At 69.1% G+C, this 17,947-nt stretch carries 11 protein-coding genes and 1 riboswitch; of the genes, 8 read left to right on the forward strand and 3 right to left on the reverse strand.

Annotated features, from left to right (window positions below):
* Positions 1-44 precede the first annotated feature (44 nt).
* The 5 genes from KRR26_RS07030 (at position 45) to KRR26_RS07050 (ending at position 10,724) form a co-directional block, all read left to right on the forward strand.
* Positions 45-668 carry a class I SAM-dependent methyltransferase gene (locus KRR26_RS07030; protein WP_120206054.1) on the forward strand — a complete coding sequence of 208 codons (624 nt, stop codon included), beginning with the start codon at positions 45-47 and terminating at the stop codon, positions 666-668.
* 108 nt (positions 669-776) lie between these two features.
* Positions 777-2,795 carry an ArnT family glycosyltransferase gene (locus tag KRR26_RS07035; RefSeq protein WP_328707071.1) on the forward strand — a complete coding sequence of 673 codons (2,019 nt, stop codon included), beginning with the start codon at positions 777-779 and terminating at the stop codon, positions 2,793-2,795.
* A 282-nt stretch (positions 2,796-3,077) separates the two neighbouring features.
* Positions 3,078-5,927, forward strand: coding sequence for a PPC domain-containing protein (locus KRR26_RS07040; protein WP_217079436.1), 2,850 nt, complete (start codon positions 3,078-3,080; stop codon positions 5,925-5,927).
* Between the two features lie 85 nt (positions 5,928-6,012).
* Positions 6,013-10,017, forward strand: coding sequence for a PPC domain-containing protein (locus tag KRR26_RS07045; RefSeq protein WP_217079437.1), 4,005 nt, complete (start codon positions 6,013-6,015; stop codon positions 10,015-10,017).
* 263 nt (positions 10,018-10,280) lie between these two features.
* Positions 10,281-10,724: a hypothetical protein gene (locus KRR26_RS07050; RefSeq protein WP_147422954.1), complete on the forward strand. Its 444-nt coding sequence runs from the start codon at positions 10,281-10,283 to the stop codon at positions 10,722-10,724.
* An 87-nt stretch (positions 10,725-10,811) separates the two neighbouring features.
* On the opposite strand, the gene KRR26_RS07055 is transcribed toward KRR26_RS07050, so the two are convergent.
* Entirely contained in the window at positions 10,812-12,344 is a 1,533-nt protein-coding gene (locus KRR26_RS07055) for an FAD-dependent monooxygenase (RefSeq protein ID WP_217079438.1), read from the reverse strand.
* Between the two features lie 117 nt (positions 12,345-12,461).
* Here KRR26_RS07055 and KRR26_RS07060 point away from each other — a divergent pair, with 117 nt between their 5' ends.
* The gene (locus KRR26_RS07060; RefSeq protein ID WP_217079439.1) at positions 12,462-13,067 is read left to right on the forward strand and encodes a TetR/AcrR family transcriptional regulator; all 606 of its coding nucleotides are present in this window, start codon (positions 12,462-12,464) and stop codon (positions 13,065-13,067) included.
* A gap of 160 nt (positions 13,068-13,227) precedes the next feature.
* Here the strand turns inward: KRR26_RS07060 and ahcY are convergent, their stop codons facing one another.
* Entirely contained in the window at positions 13,228-14,658 is a 1,431-nt protein-coding gene (ahcY, locus tag KRR26_RS07065; RefSeq protein ID WP_120206043.1) for an adenosylhomocysteinase, read from the reverse strand.
* Between the two features lie 86 nt (positions 14,659-14,744).
* Positions 14,745-14,816: riboswitch (S-adenosyl-L-homocysteine riboswitch) on the reverse strand.
* A gap of 224 nt (positions 14,817-15,040) precedes the next feature.
* On the opposite strand from ahcY, the gene KRR26_RS07070 reads away from it, so the two are divergent.
* A complete protein-coding gene (locus KRR26_RS07070) occupies positions 15,041-15,478 on the forward strand; it encodes a hypothetical protein (RefSeq protein WP_120206042.1) in 438 nt (145 codons plus the stop codon).
* Positions 15,479-15,535: 57 nt separating this feature from the next.
* On the opposite strand, the gene KRR26_RS07075 is transcribed toward KRR26_RS07070, so the two are convergent.
* A complete protein-coding gene (locus KRR26_RS07075; protein ID WP_120206040.1) occupies positions 15,536-16,936 on the reverse strand; it encodes a M28 family metallopeptidase in 1,401 nt (466 codons plus the stop codon).
* A gap of 189 nt (positions 16,937-17,125) precedes the next feature.
* Between KRR26_RS07075 and KRR26_RS07080 the strand changes: the two genes are divergently transcribed.
* Positions 17,126-17,806 (forward strand): hypothetical protein, encoded by a 681-nt coding sequence (locus KRR26_RS07080; protein WP_120206039.1) that lies wholly within the window; start codon positions 17,126-17,128, stop codon positions 17,804-17,806.
* Positions 17,807-17,947 lie beyond the last annotated feature (141 nt).

The following is a 17,947-nucleotide window of genomic DNA, read 5'->3' on the forward strand; positions in this document are numbered from 1 at the left end:
AAGCCCCTGCCGCGACATCGCGCGCGGACGAACGAGGTCGCCCCATGGCCGAGCAACCCCCGGACGCAGCCACGTACTGGAACACCCGCTTCAGCGGTGACGCGTATGCCTATGGCACGCAGCCCAATGACTTCCTCGCGGAGATGGCCGCTCGCCTCCCCGCGCAGGCGCGCGTGCTGAGCCTGGCCGAGGGAGAAGGCCGCAACGCGGTCCACCTCGCGTCGCTCGGCCATGACGTCACCGCGGTCGATGCCTCCAACGTGGGACTCGACAAGGCGAAGAAGCTGGCCGCCGCGCGCGGCGTCACGGTGCACACCGTGGTGAGCGATCTGGCCGACTTCACCATCGCGCCGTCCACCTGGGACGCGGGCATCCTCATCTTCTGCCATCTGCCGCCCGCGCTGCGCCGCGCGACGCATCAAGCCCTCGCGCGCGGCCTGAAGCCCGGGGGGCTCATCCTCCTGGAGGCATACACGCCCGCGCAGCTCACCTTCCGCACCGGAGGTCCGCCCGTGCGGGAGCTGCTCTACACCGCCGAGGAGTTGCGCGAGGACTTCGCCGGGCTGGAGCTGCCCGTGCTCCGCGAAATCACGCGCGACGTGCGCGAGGGCCGGCTTCACACGGGCACCGCCGCCGTGGTCCAGCTGGTCGCTCGCAAGCCCGCCTGAGGGGCCCCAAGCTGGCGGACCGGGGGCATTGATGGTGGTATCCCCGGCTCTTCCGCGATGAGCACTCCCTCCGCCTCCCGCTCCGCCCCTTCTCGAACGAAGCTCGACGTGGTCCTGCTCGCGGCGCTGGTCATCTGGGGACTCGCGCAGCTCGCGCCGCATCTGGCCCATCCCGCCATCTACAACTGGGATGAGGCGATGCATCAGGCCGCCGCGCGCGGCACGCTCGACACGTTCTTCACGCCGCACATCTACAAGGACCCGCTCTACCCGAGCGATCCACGCCACTGGTGGGCGGCCCACGTCTGGATGCACAAGCCCACGGGCCCGTTCTGGTTCGCGGCGCTGATGATGCGTGTCATCGGCGTGACGCCGCTGGCGCTGCGGCTCGCGTCGCTGCTGGGGCATCTGGCGGCGGCGGTCTCGCTGTACCTCATCGCGCGGCGGCCCGCGGGACGAACCTGGGCCATGGTGGGCGCGGCGGCCTTCCTCGCGCTGCCCTTCGGATGGCAGCTCGTGCAGGGCCGCTTCTTCGGGGACGTGACGGACTGCACCCTCGCGGGCTGCAACGCGGTGGCGACAGCGCTCCTCTTCCATGCCACGCGGGAGAGGTCCTGGCGCTGGGGGATTGTGGCGGGCGTGGTGGTGGGGCTGGGCTTCCTCTGCAAGACAGGGCTGGCGCTCACGCCGCTGGGCGTGGCCGTCTCCCTCTGGGTGCTGGGTCGGCTGCGCTTCTGCGAGGGACCGCGCCTGGGCACGGTGGTGGCGATGCTCGCCGCGGCCTGGATGGTGGCGGCGCCATGGAGCTTCTATTCCGCGTGGAAGTGGCCCGAGTTGCACGCGCTCGAATCCCGCGTGACGCGCGCGCACCTCATCGATGACCCGTCGGTGGACGTGGGCCCCTGGCGCCGGCCCCTCGACGCCATCATCAACGAGATCAACACCACCAGCTTCCAGCCCATCCCGGGCGTGGTGCTCCTGCTGGCCTATTGCGCGCTGCTGGTGCGCGCCGTCCGGCGACGGGAGCTGGAGGTGGTGGGGCTCTCGCTGTGGGTGGGCGCCACGTGGTTCGTGCTCTCGCTGGGCGCGGTGAAGGTGCCCGCCATCGCGTGGGGCGCGGTGCCCGGCGCGCTCGCCAGCCTGGTCATCGTCGGCTCGGAGGCCAGACGTCAGCCCGTGGTCGCCGCCCTCCTGACAGGAGGGCTCGCGAGCCCGCTGGCCATCCGTCACCTGCCCGTCCTCACGCGCGCCCGAGAGATGATTCCCGTCTCACCCCGGCTGGAGCAGACCCGCACGTGGCCCGGGCTCGCCGAGGGCTTGATGTTGGCCTCCGCCGCGATGGTGCTCGGCCTCGTCATCTGGCGGCTGTCGCGCAAGGCGCCGTGGCTGACAGCCGTCGTCGGCATCCCCGCCTCGGCGCTTCTCGCGTGGCAATTGCTCATCACCGTGCCCGTGGAGAAGGCGCGCTATCAGGGCGCGCATGCGCAGGAGCTGTATGTGAGCTCCTCGCGCGAGGTCGGGCTCGCGCTGGCGAAGGCCACGCCCGCGCGCAGCGTGCTCTTCGAGGCGGTGGAGATGGACCCTCCGCTCACGTTCGAGACGCTGAGCCTCATGTTCTGGAGCGGGCGCATGGCCTACCGCGTGCCGCCGGATGTCCCGCTCGCGCGCTCGCGCGGCTACCACGCCTACCTCGTCTCGCCCCTCGCCGAGCCCTACGCACCCGTGCCCGGCGTCCCCGCCCACGCGGCGATGCGTGCCTATGACCTGGAGGAGCCTCGCCCCACGCCGCCCCCGCTCCCGGAGGGCGTCACCCCGCTCTCCATTCGAGAGGGAAACCTGGAGGTGCTCGGCTATGCGACGGGCGACGCGGGCGGCGGCCAGGACCGTTACGCCTTCTATGTTCGCGTCCTCGGCCCCGCCCAGACATTGCGAGTCACTTTCCATTCTTCACAGGATGGAATTGAGGAGCGCGAGCTGCCCCTCTCCGCCTCGCTGCGCCATCCGCCCGCCCTCTCCTCCGCGAGCTGGTTCATCCTGCCCACGGTGGGTCCTCGCCTCTCCCAGCTCACCCACCTGGAGCTGGGCAGCGTGGGCCAGCGCGTGGCCGTCGCGCCCGCCGCGCCCTGAGCCGCGAGCCACGCGCTTTCGCGGGCTCTGAGAGTCTGGCCATGGCTGCCTTTGGCTCGCCATGTCAGACCCCTTTCTACACTCCGCGTCGCATTCGGGTTTCCAGGCCATCTCGGCCATCCCCGACGACGAGGAGCAACCATGCGTCGAAGTCTGATGTGCGCAGTCCTGGGCGCGCTCATGTTCGCGAGCGCGTGCGACCGCGGTGAGGAGGCCCCGGTCCCCGAACCCGCGACACACGCGGAGGTCCCCCTGCTCACACAGGGGGAGTCCCGCCAGGAATTGTCAGGCATTTCGGGCGGGGAGACGGTCTTCGGACTGGAGGTGCCCGCCGGTCAGTCCAAGCTGACCGTCACGTTGGCGAACGCGACCAACGTGGACCTGTATGTGAAATACGGGGCTCAGCCCACGCTGACCAGCTACACGTGCCGGTCCAAGACAACCACCGACACAGAGCAATGTGTCATCACCGCGCCCACGGCGGGCATGTGGTTCATCACGGTGCGCGGCACCGCCGCCTTCACCGGCGTCACCCTCACGGCCGTCGCCACGCCCGCGCCGGATCCCAGCGTGGTTGCCCTCACCTCGGCCCTGCCGGTGACGGGCATCTCCATCCCCGCCGACGAGACGCGCTACTACACGCTCGACGTCCCCGCCGGGCAAGGCCGAGTCGCCTTCGAGCTCACCGGAGGCACGGGCGACGCGGTGCTCCTGGCCAACTTCGCCGCCAAGCCCTGGCCGCTGTCCGCGGACTGCACGGGCAACCTGCGCTCGGGGACCGCGAGCTGCGTCATCAACCAGCCCCGCGCTGGCACCTGGTACGTGGCGGTCCAAGCCAAGAGCGCCCTCGCCAACTACAAGCTCCAGGGCACCTTCACGCCCGTCGCGGAGGCGGCCGAGGTCGTCCTCGCGGATGGGCAATGGATGCCCTTCGCCAGCACGCCCACGCAGGACGCGATGTTCCGCATCGACGTGCCCGTGGATCAGGTGGGCCTGACGATGGAGCTGTCCGGCGCGCCCGACGTGGCGGATGTCTATCTCAAGACCAAGGGACGCCCCACGCCCACGGACGCCCGCTTCTGCACGGGCAGCACCTCCAGCAGCTGTTCCTATTACACGCCGGAGCCAGGCCCCTGGTACGTGCGCGTGCGCTCGAACGCGACCGCTTCGGACACACGCGTGCGTGCCACGCTGGCGCCCATCGCGCCCCTGGCACCGGGTGAGTCCCAGACACTGACCGCGGTGCCGCAGAGCCGCACGCTCTACTACCGCCTGGACGTCCCCGCGGACGCGAAGGGCCTGACGGTGACGGCCACCAGCGGCACCTCGGTGGGCCTGGCCCTGCGGCCCGGTTCCTGGTCGGCCTCCGCCCTCTCCACGTGCAATCAGAATCGCTGCACCGTCACGAAGCCCCAGGCCGGCGGCTGGTTCATCACCCTCAATGTCGCCGCGAACACCGCGGCCACCTTGCTCGCCACCGTGGAGCGCAGCGACCTTGCGACCATGGAGCTGGCGGACACGGCGCCGGTGAGCGTCTCGGTCCCCATCAACACCCGTCAGTACTTCCGGTTCGAGGTCCCTCCCAACAGTGAGCAGGTCGTCTTCGACCTGTATGCCCGCCTCCCCGCGCCCGTGGGTGCCTCGATGTTGGTCCAGTATGGACGCGAGCCGACCACGTTCGACGCCGCATGCGCCAGGTCCTACGGGTCCCCCACCGAGTCGCGCCGCTGTGTCTTCACGCGCCCCGCCGCGGGCACGTGGTACGCAATGGTCACCTCACCCGTGCCCCTGACGGCCACGGTGCGCGCCACCACCGCCCAGCCCTATCCCCTGTTCAGCGGTTGGATGGAGCCTGCCTTGACGGGGACCCAGAACTCCGAGCGCCTGTGGACGGTGGATGTCCCCGCGGGCACCAGCGACCTGCTCGTGCAGCTCTCCGAGGTGATGAACGGCTGGGATGTCTGGTCCCAGGGTGACGTGGCGCTGCTGGTGAGGCGCGAGGGCATCCCCAACTCGGCGGACTCCGACTGCAAGTCGGACGTGCCAGACGCGCCGCTGGAGACCTGCGCCATCGCGAACCCCCAGCCGGGCCGCTGGTACATCCTCGCCCGAGGGAAGACAGACTTCTCCAACGTGCAACTCACGGCCACGACCTCGGCCACGCCCGCGGACGAGGTGGAGGCGCTGGAGAATGGCGTGGCGCGGGTGAACCTCACCGGCAAGGTGGGCGCCTATCGCCTCTGGAAACTGGACATCCCAGCCGGGCAGAAGCGCGTGGAGTTCGATGTCTCGGGCGGCACGGGTTCGCTGGACTTGTATGTCCAATCCGGCACGCGCCCCTCGCCCACGAACACCGTGTGCCATGCGGCGCCGGCCTCCACGGGTGAGCGCTGTGTCATCGACCAGCCCCAGGCGGGCACGTGGTTCGCGCTCGTCCGCGCGGCCTCGGACTTCAGTGGCGTGTACCTCACTGGGCGCTACTCCCAGGACACGGACGTCGCGCCGCTCACGCCGCACATCCCCGTGCCCAACCTGACGGCGGAGGGCACCATTCCACGACTCTTCGCCATGGACGTTCCGGCCGGGCGGACGCAGCTGCGCGTCCACGTCTCCGGCGACTTGCAGAACGTGGAGCTGCGGGCGAAGCGCGCCGCCGTCCCCACCCTGACGGATACGCGTTGCACGTCTGGCCTTGGCAGCCAGTCCATGGACTGCGTCGTCTCGGCGCCGGCCGCGGGCACCTGGTACGTGCTGCTGACCGGCAAGTACCGCGGGGCGACCCTCACCGGGATGGATCAGCTCACCCAGGCGGTTTCGGGCATCGAGCCGCTCCTGAACGGCTCGCGGATCCGCGTGCCGGCCGGGGCGGGCTCTCACTACTACGTGGTGTCAGTCCCCGCCGGGGTCTCGGCCCTCGAGGTGTCGACCGTGGGCGTCCCGAAGAAAACCTCGGGCTCCACCAACCTCTATGTGCGACGCGGCGATGCGCCCGTCTCCACCTACGACTGCGCCTCCACCCTCTCTGGCACAGACGACGCCTGCACGCTGACCTATCCGCAGGCGGGCCTCTGGTACATCGATGCCCGCGGCATCAGCTACAACGACGTCGAGCTGCGGGTGCGCCATGACTAGCCACGCGCGCGCCGCTGCATCCCTGCCTTCTCAATCCCTCTCCACACGCGCCGGCGCGACTCCGCCCCGGCACGAGGATGGCGTCATGTCTTCGCGGTCCAGGGTCGTCTGGTTTGGATGTCTGCTCGGGCTGTGCCTGAGCGCATGCGGTCCCACCGCGAGCCGCCCGACTCCGGGGCAAGAAGCGACTGGCACCACGATTGGCGGGGCGACGCTCACCGCCGTCGCGCTGACGGCGGGCCAGGCCACCTCCGTGTCGGGCGCGAAGGACGAGCAGAAGCTGTTCACGCTCCAGGTGCCCCCCGGCCAGAAGGTGCTCAATTTCAAGACATCGGGCGGCACGGGGGACGTGGACCTCTTCGTGCAGTTTGGCGCCGAGCCCACCACCACGTCCTACCGGTGCGCGTCCACGGCCGCGGGCAACACGGAGCTGTGCGCCATTGACAACCCCGAGGCGGGCACCTGGTACGTGATGACCCGAGGCTACGCCGCCTTCGCGACCGTCTCGCTGCTGGGTGAGTACGCCCCGCTGGCGAACGTGCTCGGCAGCGGCCAGTTCGTCACGGTGAGCGGCGCCGCGGGGAGCCAGCGCTACTGGACCGTGTCGGTGCCCGCGGGCCAGACGGCCCTGCACGTGCGAACGATGGGCGGCTCGGGCAATCCGGACCTGTATGTGTCGTTCGACACGCCTCCGACGACCACCGCGGCCACGTGCACCTCGGCGAGGTCTGACTCCTCCATCGAGGAGTGCAACATCGCCAATCCGCAGGCGGGCACCTGGTACATCATGGTCCGCGGCACCACGGACTACACCAACGTGCGCGTCACCAGCAGCCTCCAAGCGGCAGACGGAACGCCGGTGATGTTCCTGGGCAATGACCGGGTGGAGAGCCCGCTGAGCGCCAGCGTCAACGAGTTGCTCAACTATGCCATCGAAGTGCCGCCCGGGCAGACCGTGCTCCGGGTCCGCACGACGAGCAGCATGATCGAGAACTCCAACCTCTACGTGCGGTTCAACGAGCGCGCCACCACGACGACGTATGACTGTCTTTCCGAGCAGCCATACGCCATCGACGAGTGCGTCATCAACAACCCGCAGGCGGGGACCTGGTACATCCAGTTGCACGCCAAGAGCGCCTTCATCGGCGTCGCGCTCCAGGCGTACTACGCGAACGGCGCGCTCGCGCCGCAGGAGCTGACGCCGGGCAAGCCGTCCTCCGGCTTCACGTTGATGAGCGCCAGCGACACCCGCGCCTTCACGCTGTCCGTCCCACCCAACGCCGGCAAGCTGCGCATCTCGGTGAACCGGGGCGACAACGCCATCTCGCCGACGGTCTATCTGGCGTATGGCGCGCTGCCCAAGCCCACCAACAGCAGCACCTACGCATGCTCATCCACCTCGAGCTGCGAGGTCAATGAGCCACAGGCGGGCACCTGGTATGTGCTGGCGACCACGGACTCCACCATCCGGCTGAACACCACCTTGCGCGTCTGGTACTCCGGTGAGGTGAGCGCGCCGGTGGCGCTGGTGAACGGGCAGGCGCTGAGCGGCATCTCCGCGTCACCGGACGACAACCGCTACTACACCCTCAACGTCCCCACCGGGCAGCGCCGCCTGCGCTTCGACATGACGAGCAGCGCGGGCCAGCCGCGGATCGCCATCCGCTCGGGCACGCGCCCCGTTCCCGCGGACACGTCCAGCTACAATGATTGCCAGGGCACACTGACGGATGGGCGCACCAGCTGCGTGTTCGACCTGCCCGTCTCGGGCCTCTGGTACGTGCGGATGCGGGCCACCAAGGAGGTCGCGGACTTCTTCGTTCGCGCCACCTTCACCGCCACGGCGCCGGAGCTGCCCACCGAGCCCCTCACGGTCGGCCAGTGGGTGACGGACCTGTCCGGCACGTACATGGTGGATCGCTTCTACAGCTTCAGCGTGCCGGTGGGCATGCAGAGCCTGAAGTTCGAGCCCCTGCCCGGCGACGGAAACGCCGCATACTTGATGCAGGCCGGCGCGAAGCCACCCGCAACCGGAGGCAGCACCTGCACGAGCGCGTGTGAAATCACCGCCCCCACCTCGGGCACCTGGTATGTGCGCGTCCGCGGTCGCGAGAACTACACCGGCGCGGGCCTGCGGGTCTCCCTCCAGCAGTACCCCGAGCTGCCCATGAACCAGTGGGTGGGCCCGTTGGCTTCGTCGCAGTACGGCTCCGGCAGGTTCTTCCGCATCGAGGTGCCAAGCGGCCTGTCCGCGCTGACCCTCGAGGGCCGCCTCGGCAATGGCTCCTTCGCGACGCTCCAGGCCACACGGAGCACGCCCCCCACGACGAGCGTGGACTGCAACGGGGTTCAGCCGGACGGTGGACGGCGGTGTGTCATCGCGAATCCCCAGGCGGGCACCTGGTTCCTCCAGGCCGGCAACCCGACGGGGAACACCACCGACGTGACACTTCGGGCCAGCGCGGATCGCCTCCCTGACTCCACGCTGACGCTGGCGGACAACGTCCCGCTCGCGCTGACGGACTTCGCGGGGCGCTACCGCTACCTCACCCTGAACGTCCCCGCGGGCCAGACGCTGCTCACCGTGGACCTGCTCACCCAGCAGGACGCGGAGCTGTATGTGAAGCAGGGCAGCGCGCCCACCACGACGAGCTACAAGTGCATGGCCAGCTCCACGCAGGCGCAGCCCGGCGCCTCGTGCGCGGTGCAGGCCCCCGCTTCGGGCCTCTGGTACGTGATGGTCAAGGCGGAGGATGGCTTCCAGGGCCGCGTGCGCGCCACCACGTCCACCACCCGCACGCTCACCTCGGGCATCTCCGAGGTCGCCATCTCCGGCGCGCTGGGCGAGCAGCGGCTGTATCAGTTCGACGTGGCCCCGGGCATGAGCGACCTGGCCTTCAATCTGCGCAACACGACGGGCACGGCCAACCTCTTCGTGCGCTACGGAACCCCGCCGGACAACACGACGTCCGACTGCACCGTGCAAGTGGTGGGCAAGGCCGAGGACACGTGCGCCTTCAGTCAGCCGCAGGCGGGCACCTGGTACGCGGCGGTCCGCGCCGTCTCCGCGGCGTTCACCGGCGCGGTGCTGACGGCGACGTCGGCGCAGACTCCCGGGGAAGGCGTCCCGGAGCTCACCCGCGGCGTCGCCATCAACGGCCTCCACGGCGAGGGCTACGCCGTGCAGCTCTACAAGCTGGAGGTCCCGGCCGGCCAATCCCTGCTCAAGTTCAACCTGTCGGGCGGGGACGGCTTCGCGGACCTCTACATCCAGCGCGGCGTGCGCCCCACCATGGCCAATCCGGCCTGCTTCGCGGAGGGCACTTCGGGCAACGTCGCGACGTGCCTCGTGCAGAACCCCGAGGCGGGGACCTGGTTCGTCGCGGTGGGCCGGGCGTATGCCTTCAGCGGCGCCAGCCTGACGGGCACGTACTCCAACGAAGGAGATGTCTTCCCGCTCGCGCGCGGCGCCCCGGTGCCCAACCTCTCCAGCACGCCGGTTCAGGCGCAGTACTTCCAGGTGGAGGTGCCCGCGGGCCAGGGCTTCCTCAGCCTGGACCTGTTCGGCGGCGGAGCCAACGCGGTGATGACCGCGCGCGCGGGCGCCCTGCCCACCGCGAGCGACACCGCCTGCGCCGTCAAGACGACGAGCCGACGCGCCTGTGAAATCCAGAACCCCACGCCGGGCCTCTGGTACGTGCGACTGAGTGGCACCTTCAACGGCGCGCTGCTCAGCGCGGACTACGACGCGGTGGGCGCGCCGGATGGCATCCAGCCGCTGGTGAACCGGGCGCTCGTCATCAACCCGTCCTGCATCAACGCGAGCTCGCCGCTCCAGTACAAGCTGGAGGTGCCCCCCGGCGCGACGAAGCTGACGTTCGTCACGCAGGGCACCGTGTCCTGCAACGGGGCGGGCATCGACCTGCGCGTCCTGCTGGGAAGCCCCGCCACGCAGACGGACTACGACTGCCTGTCCAACAACGTCGGCAGCGCGGAGACCTGCACCTTCCAGAGCCCCGCCGCGGGCACCTGGTACGTGCGCCTCTCCGGGGTGGCCTCATCCGTGGGAGTGGTGGGCACCTACGAGTAGTCCTGGATGCACCGGGGCCCGGTGACGCCCGTGCGTCACCGGGCCCTTCTACGTTTCCCCATCGGGCTCTCGACACCGCCCTCGAACCCGCGTCCCTCCGACGTCCGCTGGCGCTCGCTTCCATCTCCAGGCTGAGCACTGAGCAACGCGCGGAACGTTCATGGCCGAGCAACGCCAAACCTCACGGCGCTCTCTGCTTTTGCAGCGAGTTATGGAAACACCCGGCTGTCTCAGCCAGATGTCTTCACGCTGTGGAGGAGTGCTTGAATATCCATCGTCACGCGGCGCGCTGTCTCGTTCTGTCCGCCATGTCCTGGGCGTTGGCCTTCGCTTCCGGCTGTGGTGTCGCAAGCCCTTCGGAGAGCACCGCGCCCGAAACGGAGTACACGCAGGACGACTCCGAGGTCTCGGCGCAAGCGCAGGAGCTCGCCGGCTGCAAGTTCTACAATTACTATCACGACGAAGGGACGAACCCCGGAGGGGCCAATCGCTGCTCGAACGCCTGTCAGTGCGACGGGATGCGCACGTGCAGCTCCTTCGGGTGGTGCCAGGGCACCGCGCGTCCTCCGGTGAGCTGCACCAGCCCCCAGTACTACTGGAATGAGGCGTGGAACCCCCAGGGCTCGAACCGCTGCTCGAGCAACTGCGATTGCGATGGTCGGCGCACCTGCAGCTCCGCCGGATGGTGCCAGGGCACCGCGCGCTGAGTCACGCCGCGCACGCCTCGGCCCCAGTGTCTCCGGGCCGCGCCCCACGAGAGGGGAGCGGCCTTGGGCGCGGCAGCGGTGAGCGGCTCAGCCGAGGCTGAACCACCGCGAGGCGGCCTGCACCACCTCTTCAGGCGTCGCCGCCCCGTCGCTCGCCCACGCGACGAAGCCATCCGGGCGCACGAGCAACGCGGAGGCCCCCAGCCGCGCCTTCGCATCGCGCGCCACGTATTTCACGCGCGAGCCCCACTGGCCCTCGAGGCCACCGAGCCGTCGGTCGAAGTCCAACAGCACGCCCTGGCCACCTCGCAGCAGCGCGCCGAACCTCGTGCCGTCATCCAGCTCGAAGTCCGGGCAGCTCCGCCCCACCAGCGGATGCGTGCCCCCCAGCTCGTAGCGCAGGGTGCGCCCCCAGAGCCGCTCGGCGAAGTAGGTCGCGCCGTCGCGGGTCTCCAGCAAGTCGCGGATGATGGCCTGGAGCGCGCTCGACTTCGGTCGCATCAGCGCGACCTGCGCTCGGGTCCAATCCAAGATGCGCGCGCCCATGGGGTGCCGCTCGGCGGTGTAGCTGTCGAGCAGCCCCTCGGGCGCGTCCCCGCGAACCACGGCCGCGAGCTTCCAGCCGAGGTTCATCGCATCGCCAATCCCGAGGTTCAGCCCCTGGCCGCCGAGCGGCGAGTGGATGTGCGCGGCATCCCCCGCGAGCAACACGCGCCCCTGGCGATAGGTGCTGGCCTGCATCGAGCGATCGGACCAGGTGGTCGCCACGTGCAGCGCGGTGACGGTCACCTCCTTGCCCGACACGCGCCGCAGCATCGCCTGGATGTGCTCGAGCGTCATCGCGCGCGTGCGATGCGCTGCCCCTCCGTCGAACTCGGCCGCGATGACGTAGCCCGGCTGCCACTGCTGATACCTGCCGGTCTCCGTGAGATACGCGCCCATCGGGAGCGTCGCCGGGTCAGCCACGTCGACATGGACCGAGTAGCCCGTCAGCTCGGGCTCGGTGCCCACGAACTCGAAGCCGCCCTGCTTGCGGACGGTGCTGCGACCGCCGTCGCAGCCGACGAGATACTTCGCCACGAATCGCTGCGCGCCGGCATGAACCACGACCTCATCCGCGGACTGCTCGAACCCGCTGACGCCATGGCCACGGCGAATCTCGACCCCAAGGGTTCCCGCGCGCTCGGCGAGGACCCGCTCGATGTGGCCCATCTCGAGGCCCAACTGCACGTCCGCGGGCCCGGGGATGCGGTGCACCCAGCGCGACGCATCCACGTGGGCGAAGTCGAACTGGATGCTCGCGAAGTGACCCGCGGGACCGCTCTTGTCGGAGATGGAGCGGCGCTGCTTGAAGCGCCCCCCCGCGTGGTCATCCGGTGCATCCGCGAGCGCGTCCAACAGGCCGCGCCAATAGAAGGCCTCGATGCTCGGTCCCCAGAGCCCCCGGCGTCCGAACGGCAACCGCTTGAGCGGCGAGCTGGGGTCCGCGGCCTGCTCGAGCACGAGCACGTTCAGCTTCGCGAGTCGCAGCTCGCTCGCCAGGAGCAACCCCACCGGCCCCGCCCCCGCGATGACCACGTCGTAGCGCGCCCCGTGGCCCTGGGTTCGACTTGAATTCATGCGGGGCATCATGCGAATTTTTATTCGCATTCTCAATTCGCGTTCAGGACCATGCCCCGCACGAACCCCGCACGGACGAAGTTCGCCCCGAGGAAAGCGCCTCGACAGGAGCGGTCGATGGCGATGGTGGCCTCCATCCTCGACGCCGCCATTCGCGTTCTGAGCAAGCAGGGGTACGAGGCAGCGACCACCATCGCCATCGCGAAGATGGCGGGGATCAGCGTCGGCTCCCTCTACCAGTACTTCCCGAACAAGGAGGCCATCGTCGTCGCGCTGGGCGAGCAGCACTCCCGCGAGGTCCGCGAGCGGCTCGACGCGGCCTTCCGCCAGGCCGCCACCGCCGAGCCGCGCGAGACGCTTCGCGCCGTCATCCACGCGACGCTCGACGCCCACCGCGTCAACCCCAAGCTCCACCGCGTCTTCACCGAGGAAGTGCCTCGCCGGCGCATCCAGAGCGGCCCGGACACGGGGCGCTTCGTGATGCGGCGATTCACGGAGTTCTTCGAGGCCCAGCGAGAGGCGCTGAATGGACGCACGCCCCAGATGGCGGCGTTCATCACGGAGACGGTCATCGAGGCCCTGGCGCATCGCGCGGTGATTGAGCCGCACGAGGGACTCTCGACGGAGGACGTCGCGGCGGAGGCGCTCGAACTCGTGAGCACCTACCTGTTCGGCCCCGCCAGCGGACGACGCCGGGGACCGAGCGGTTCAGCGAAGCGCTAGGCCCTAGCGCTAGGCCCTCCTTCCCTCAACCCCGTGGCAGCGGGGCGCTCCCCGCTGCCACGGCACGACAGAGACCGATTCGCGCCTCGCCCTCCGCCGGTGCGCCTCCGCGCCATCCGGCCCAGGGCGCCCAGTCCAGGGCGAGGCGCGGAGGTCGGTCTTAGTAGCGGTAGGTGTCCTGCTTGTACGGGCCGCTCTTCTGCACGCCGATGTACGTGGCCTGCTCCGGCGTCAGCTCGGTGAGCTGCGCGTTGAGCTTCTTGAGCTGGAGCCGGGCGACCTTCTCATCCAGGTGCTTGGGCAGCACGTAGACCTTGCCCACCTGGTACTTGTCGCTGTGCGAGTACAGCTCGATCTGCGCGATGGTCTGGTTGGCGAACGAGCTGGACATCACGTAGCTGGGGTGGCCGGTGCCGCAGCCCAGGTTCACCAGGCGGCCCTTGGCCAGCAGGATGATGCGCTTGCCGTCCGGGAAGATGACGTGGTCGACCTGGGGCTTGATCTCCTCCCACTTGTACTTCTCGAGCGAGGCGACCTCGATCTCATTGTCGAAGTGGCCGATGTTGCACACGATGGCCTGGTCCTTCATCCGCGCCATGTGCTCGTGGGTGATGACGCTCTTGTTGCCGGTGGCGGTGACGAAGATGTCCGCCTTGTCCGCCGCGTAGTCCATGGTGACCACGCGGTAGCCTTCCATCGCGGCCTGGAGCGCGCAGATGGGGTCGATCTCCGTCACCCACACCTGGGCGGACAGCGCGCGCAGCGCCTGCGCCGAGCCCTTGCCCACGTCACCGTAGCCCGCCACGACGGCGATCTTCCCGGCGATCATCACGTCCGTGGCGCGCTTGATGCCGTCCACCAGCGACTCGCGGCAGCCGTACAGGTTGTCGAACTTGCTCTTCGTCACGCTGTCGTTGACGTTGATGGCGCGGAACAGCAGCGTGCCCTTCGCGGACATCTCCTGGAGGCGGTGCACGCCCGTGGTCGTCTCCTCGGTGACGCCGAGGATCCTGGCGCTCTTGCGCGAGTACCACGTCGGGTCCTGCGCCAGCTTCGCCTTGATGGCGCTGTACAGCTCGCGCTCCTCCTCGCTCTGCGGCGAGGCCAGGACGCTCGCGTCCTTCTCCGCGCGCTTGCCCAGGTGCATGAGCAGCGTCGCGTCACCGCCGTCGTCGAGGATCATGTTCGGACCCTCGTGCTCGCTGCCGGCCGGGCCGAAGTCGAAGATGCGGTGGGTGAAGTCCCAGTACTCCTTCAGCGTCTCGCCCTTGTGAGCGAACACCGGCGTGCCGGCCTCCACCAGCGCGGCGGCGGCGTGGTCCTGCGTGGAGAAGATGTTGCACGAGGCCCAGCGCACCTCGGCGCCGAGCGCCTGGAGCGTCTCCACCAACACCGCCGTCTGGATGGTCATGTGCAGCGAGCCCGTCACGCGGGCGCCCTTCAGGGGCTGCTGCTTGGCGTACTCCTCGCGGATCGCCATCAGCGCGGGCATCTCGCTCTCGGCGATGCGAATCTCCTTACGACCCCACGCCGCCAGGGAGATGTCGGCGATGGCGTGGTCCTGCTTCTGCGTCTTGGTCACAGCGGTCATGGCAATGGCTCCTGATCCAGGTTGCGCCGCGCGCTGACGAGGTCCAGCCGAGCCGCTTCAGCGGACTCACCCTCGCGAGCAACGCGTACAGGTGAGCGCCGTTGGGTCCATCGCTTCGAGCCTGGGGCCCAACCGGCCTCGCAACGCTCCTCGAAGTCCGGGGGAAACTACGGGAAGCCCCCCTGAATTTCAAAGGGAGAATGCCTCCCACCAGGGAGGGAGAGCGTCCGACTGTGAACCGCCCACCACTCCCGGGGTCGAGCGGCCCCAGGCAGCGGGGCGATGCGTCGGCTGACTGGTGGACGGACCGAGTCGACCGCTATGGTGCCGTGCCATCGAGCGGTAGCCAGTGCTGTCTCCCCCAGTCCCTCAACGAGGACCCATGACGACCCACGGTGCATCCCAGGTTTCGAAGACGTCGACCCCGCACGACTGGTTCTTGGAGCTGCTGTTGAACATGGTCAACGACCACGGGCTCAACGTCGGCATCACGCTGACCGTCGGGGGCACGCAGGTGTCCGGAGAGCTGGTGTCCGGCGCGGAGTTCATCAAGAACTTCGGGTCCACCTTCTCCGGCGCCCTCAAGCGCGCGGGCGCGGGAGACGCCGCCGCGTCCCTACAGGCGAAGTACGAGACGATGGCCGCGCAGGTCTACGACGCCAAGAAGGCGGAGTCGGCCCATGAGCCCCTCACCTTCATCCACCTGCGCGACGCGCGCATCGTGGGCCCCAACGGCGTCCTGCAGCCGCCGCAGATCTGGTGGCGCGGCCGGCTGTCCGAGGTCCAGGGCTGGTCCCTGGGCGTGCTCAACAAGGAGTAGCCCCGCCGCACCGGGCACGTGCCGCCTCTCACCCGGAGAGGCGGCAGGGCCCCAGGCTCACTGCTCGGCCACGCGGTTCGACGCCATCCCGATGACGTTGACCAGGAGGTCCTTGATGCGGCGCGGCTTCTGTCCGCCGTTGTCCTCGATGATCTTCCCGATGTCGTCTTCCGGCTCGTGGTACTCGGGGATGAGGTCGCCGCCGCCCTTCGGGTTGGACAGGCCCTCGAAGAGGAAGAGGACGTCCTCGCCCTTGCGGCCAAACGACGCGCCGTCCTGCCGGTCCCGGTAGACGTTGATGTCCCGGTTGATGCGGTCGAACGGATCCGCCAGCTTCTGGTTCGCCTGGTCCACCATGTCGTGGAAGTAGTTGGGCTGGCCCTTGGTGTTGGTGTCCACCACGGACAGGCGCTGATCATCCCAGCGGCCCACCATGTCCGTGTTGATGACGCCCGCGATGTTCTTCATCTCCAGGCCCGGGATGGGGTGGTCCACGAAGTACTGCGAGCCCACCAGGCCCTTCTCCTCGGCCCCCGTCCAGATGAACAGCACCGAGCGGTCCAGCTTGCCGTTCTTCTGCATCTCGGCCAGCTCCGGCACCGAGGCCATCAGCACCGCGCTGCCGGACGCGTTGTCGTCCGCGCCGTTGTAGACGTTGCCCTTCCGGTCCGTGCCCACGTGGTCCAGGTGGGCCATCACCACGATGACCTCGTCCTTGTGCGGCCCGGTGCCGGGGAGCATGGCCATGGTGTTCACCGCCTGCCCCGTCGCCGTGGCCACCTGCCGCAGCTCCTCCACGCTGCGCTGCTTGCCGGAGCGCGGCGCCACCGCGGACTGCCCGGTCGCCTTCATCGTGCTCTCATACTGCCGGTTGAGCGCGGCCAGCGTGTCCTTGGGCATCTGGTCGTCCAGGTAGAACCCCTCCTCGAACGTCTTGTGCCCGAAGTCCTTGTGCGGGGCGTGCAGCTCGCCCTTCGCCGCGGGGGTGCCCAGGAACGAGTAGACGTTGAACTTCTGCTGGAAGGGGTTCTCCGGGTTCTTCGAGTTCGGCCCCACGAGCCCGTACTTCTTCACGTGCTCCTGCACGTACGCGGAGGCCGCATCCAGGCCCGCCGAGGGGCTGTCGCGCCCCTTCATCGCGTCCGAGGACAGGTACTCGATGTACTTCATCGGATCCGAGTCCGCCGACGCGGGCGGCTTCGAGGGGCCCCCCTCGGGAGGCACCTGCGGCGTCGTCGGGGTGGACGGGGCCGGCAGCGACAGGATGGGCGGGGGCGCCGGCAGCGACAGGATGGGCGGCGGGGCGGGCAGCCGGGGCGGCTGGCTCGCGGACTCGAAGCCATCCTTGAACGCGAGCGGACGGCTCTGGGGCTTCGCCTCCGCGCCCTGGGACTCCTGCGCGGCGGGCCGCGAGACATTGAGACGGGGACGCGAGCTGTCTTGAATCTTCGTGGCCATGATGGGAGTCCGAGGGAGAAACCGCGCTCCCCACATTATCCGCGGGAGCCCGCCCCGAGTTGTGCGCGCACCCTCACTTCCGCACAAGGGCACCTAGAACTCCGAATAATTCGTGGAACCCGTGTTCAAGCAGCGGGGTCCAAGGGCGCGCTCATGCACCGCATGGCTCACCTCGATTCGGGAGTTCCCATGTCCCCTTCTCGTTGGATGCCCCTCGTCACGCTGCTCACGTCCGCCGCGCTCCTGCCGGGCTGCTTCGGCTCTCGAGCCGCGAACTCGAATCCCAAGTTCCTTACCGACGGCCACTGGAGCGCGCTCGACTCGCCCTATGCCCTCACCCCCATGTTGATCTGCGCCTACTCCGCGCAGGGCAATGACAAGGTCAACCGCGCGGTGCAGGACTATGTCGGGCCCGCGCTCTGGACTGCTTATGGCCAGGACTCGTCCGGGGCGAAGTTCAAGACCCTGGCCGGTACCAACGAGTGGTGCGAGACCATCCCCCGCATCGGCCTGGACAACTTCATCGTTCCGCCGCGCGTGCAGAAGGAGCTGGCCGAGTACGTGAAGCGCTCCGGCGCCAAGGGCGTCATCATCCCCATGGCGCTCGTCTTGCGCACGGAGGTGGAGAAGGAGATTCGCGCCGCGGACGGCTCGACGATCGCGGTGGTGGACACCGACCAGTTCCGCGCCACGGGCATCGCGGAGTTCTCGGTCCACTACATCAACGAGCAGGGCGAGCTGGTCCACACCCGGCGCGCGATGAGCCGCGGCTACACCTGGCTCGAGGAGAACCTCAAGACCATGCGCGATGAAGCCCCCACGCTCGCCCAGGAGTTGCTGAAGGGCGCGCCACCCGTGACGCTCCCGTAGCCCCCGGGTATCAACCTCCCTCGCCGTGTCTCGGCGAGGGAGGGCCTGAGCCAGCGCCCGGCTCAGTCCGTCGACTCGGGCTGGGGCGAACAGCGGGCGCCAGCGAAACCATGCCCGCGGGCCGCATCAGCTTCGCGCCCG

Origin of the sequence: Citreicoccus inhibens, from assembly GCF_019039035.1 — a bacterium.
Lineage (GTDB): Bacteria > Myxococcota > Myxococcia > Myxococcales > Myxococcaceae > Citreicoccus > Citreicoccus inhibens.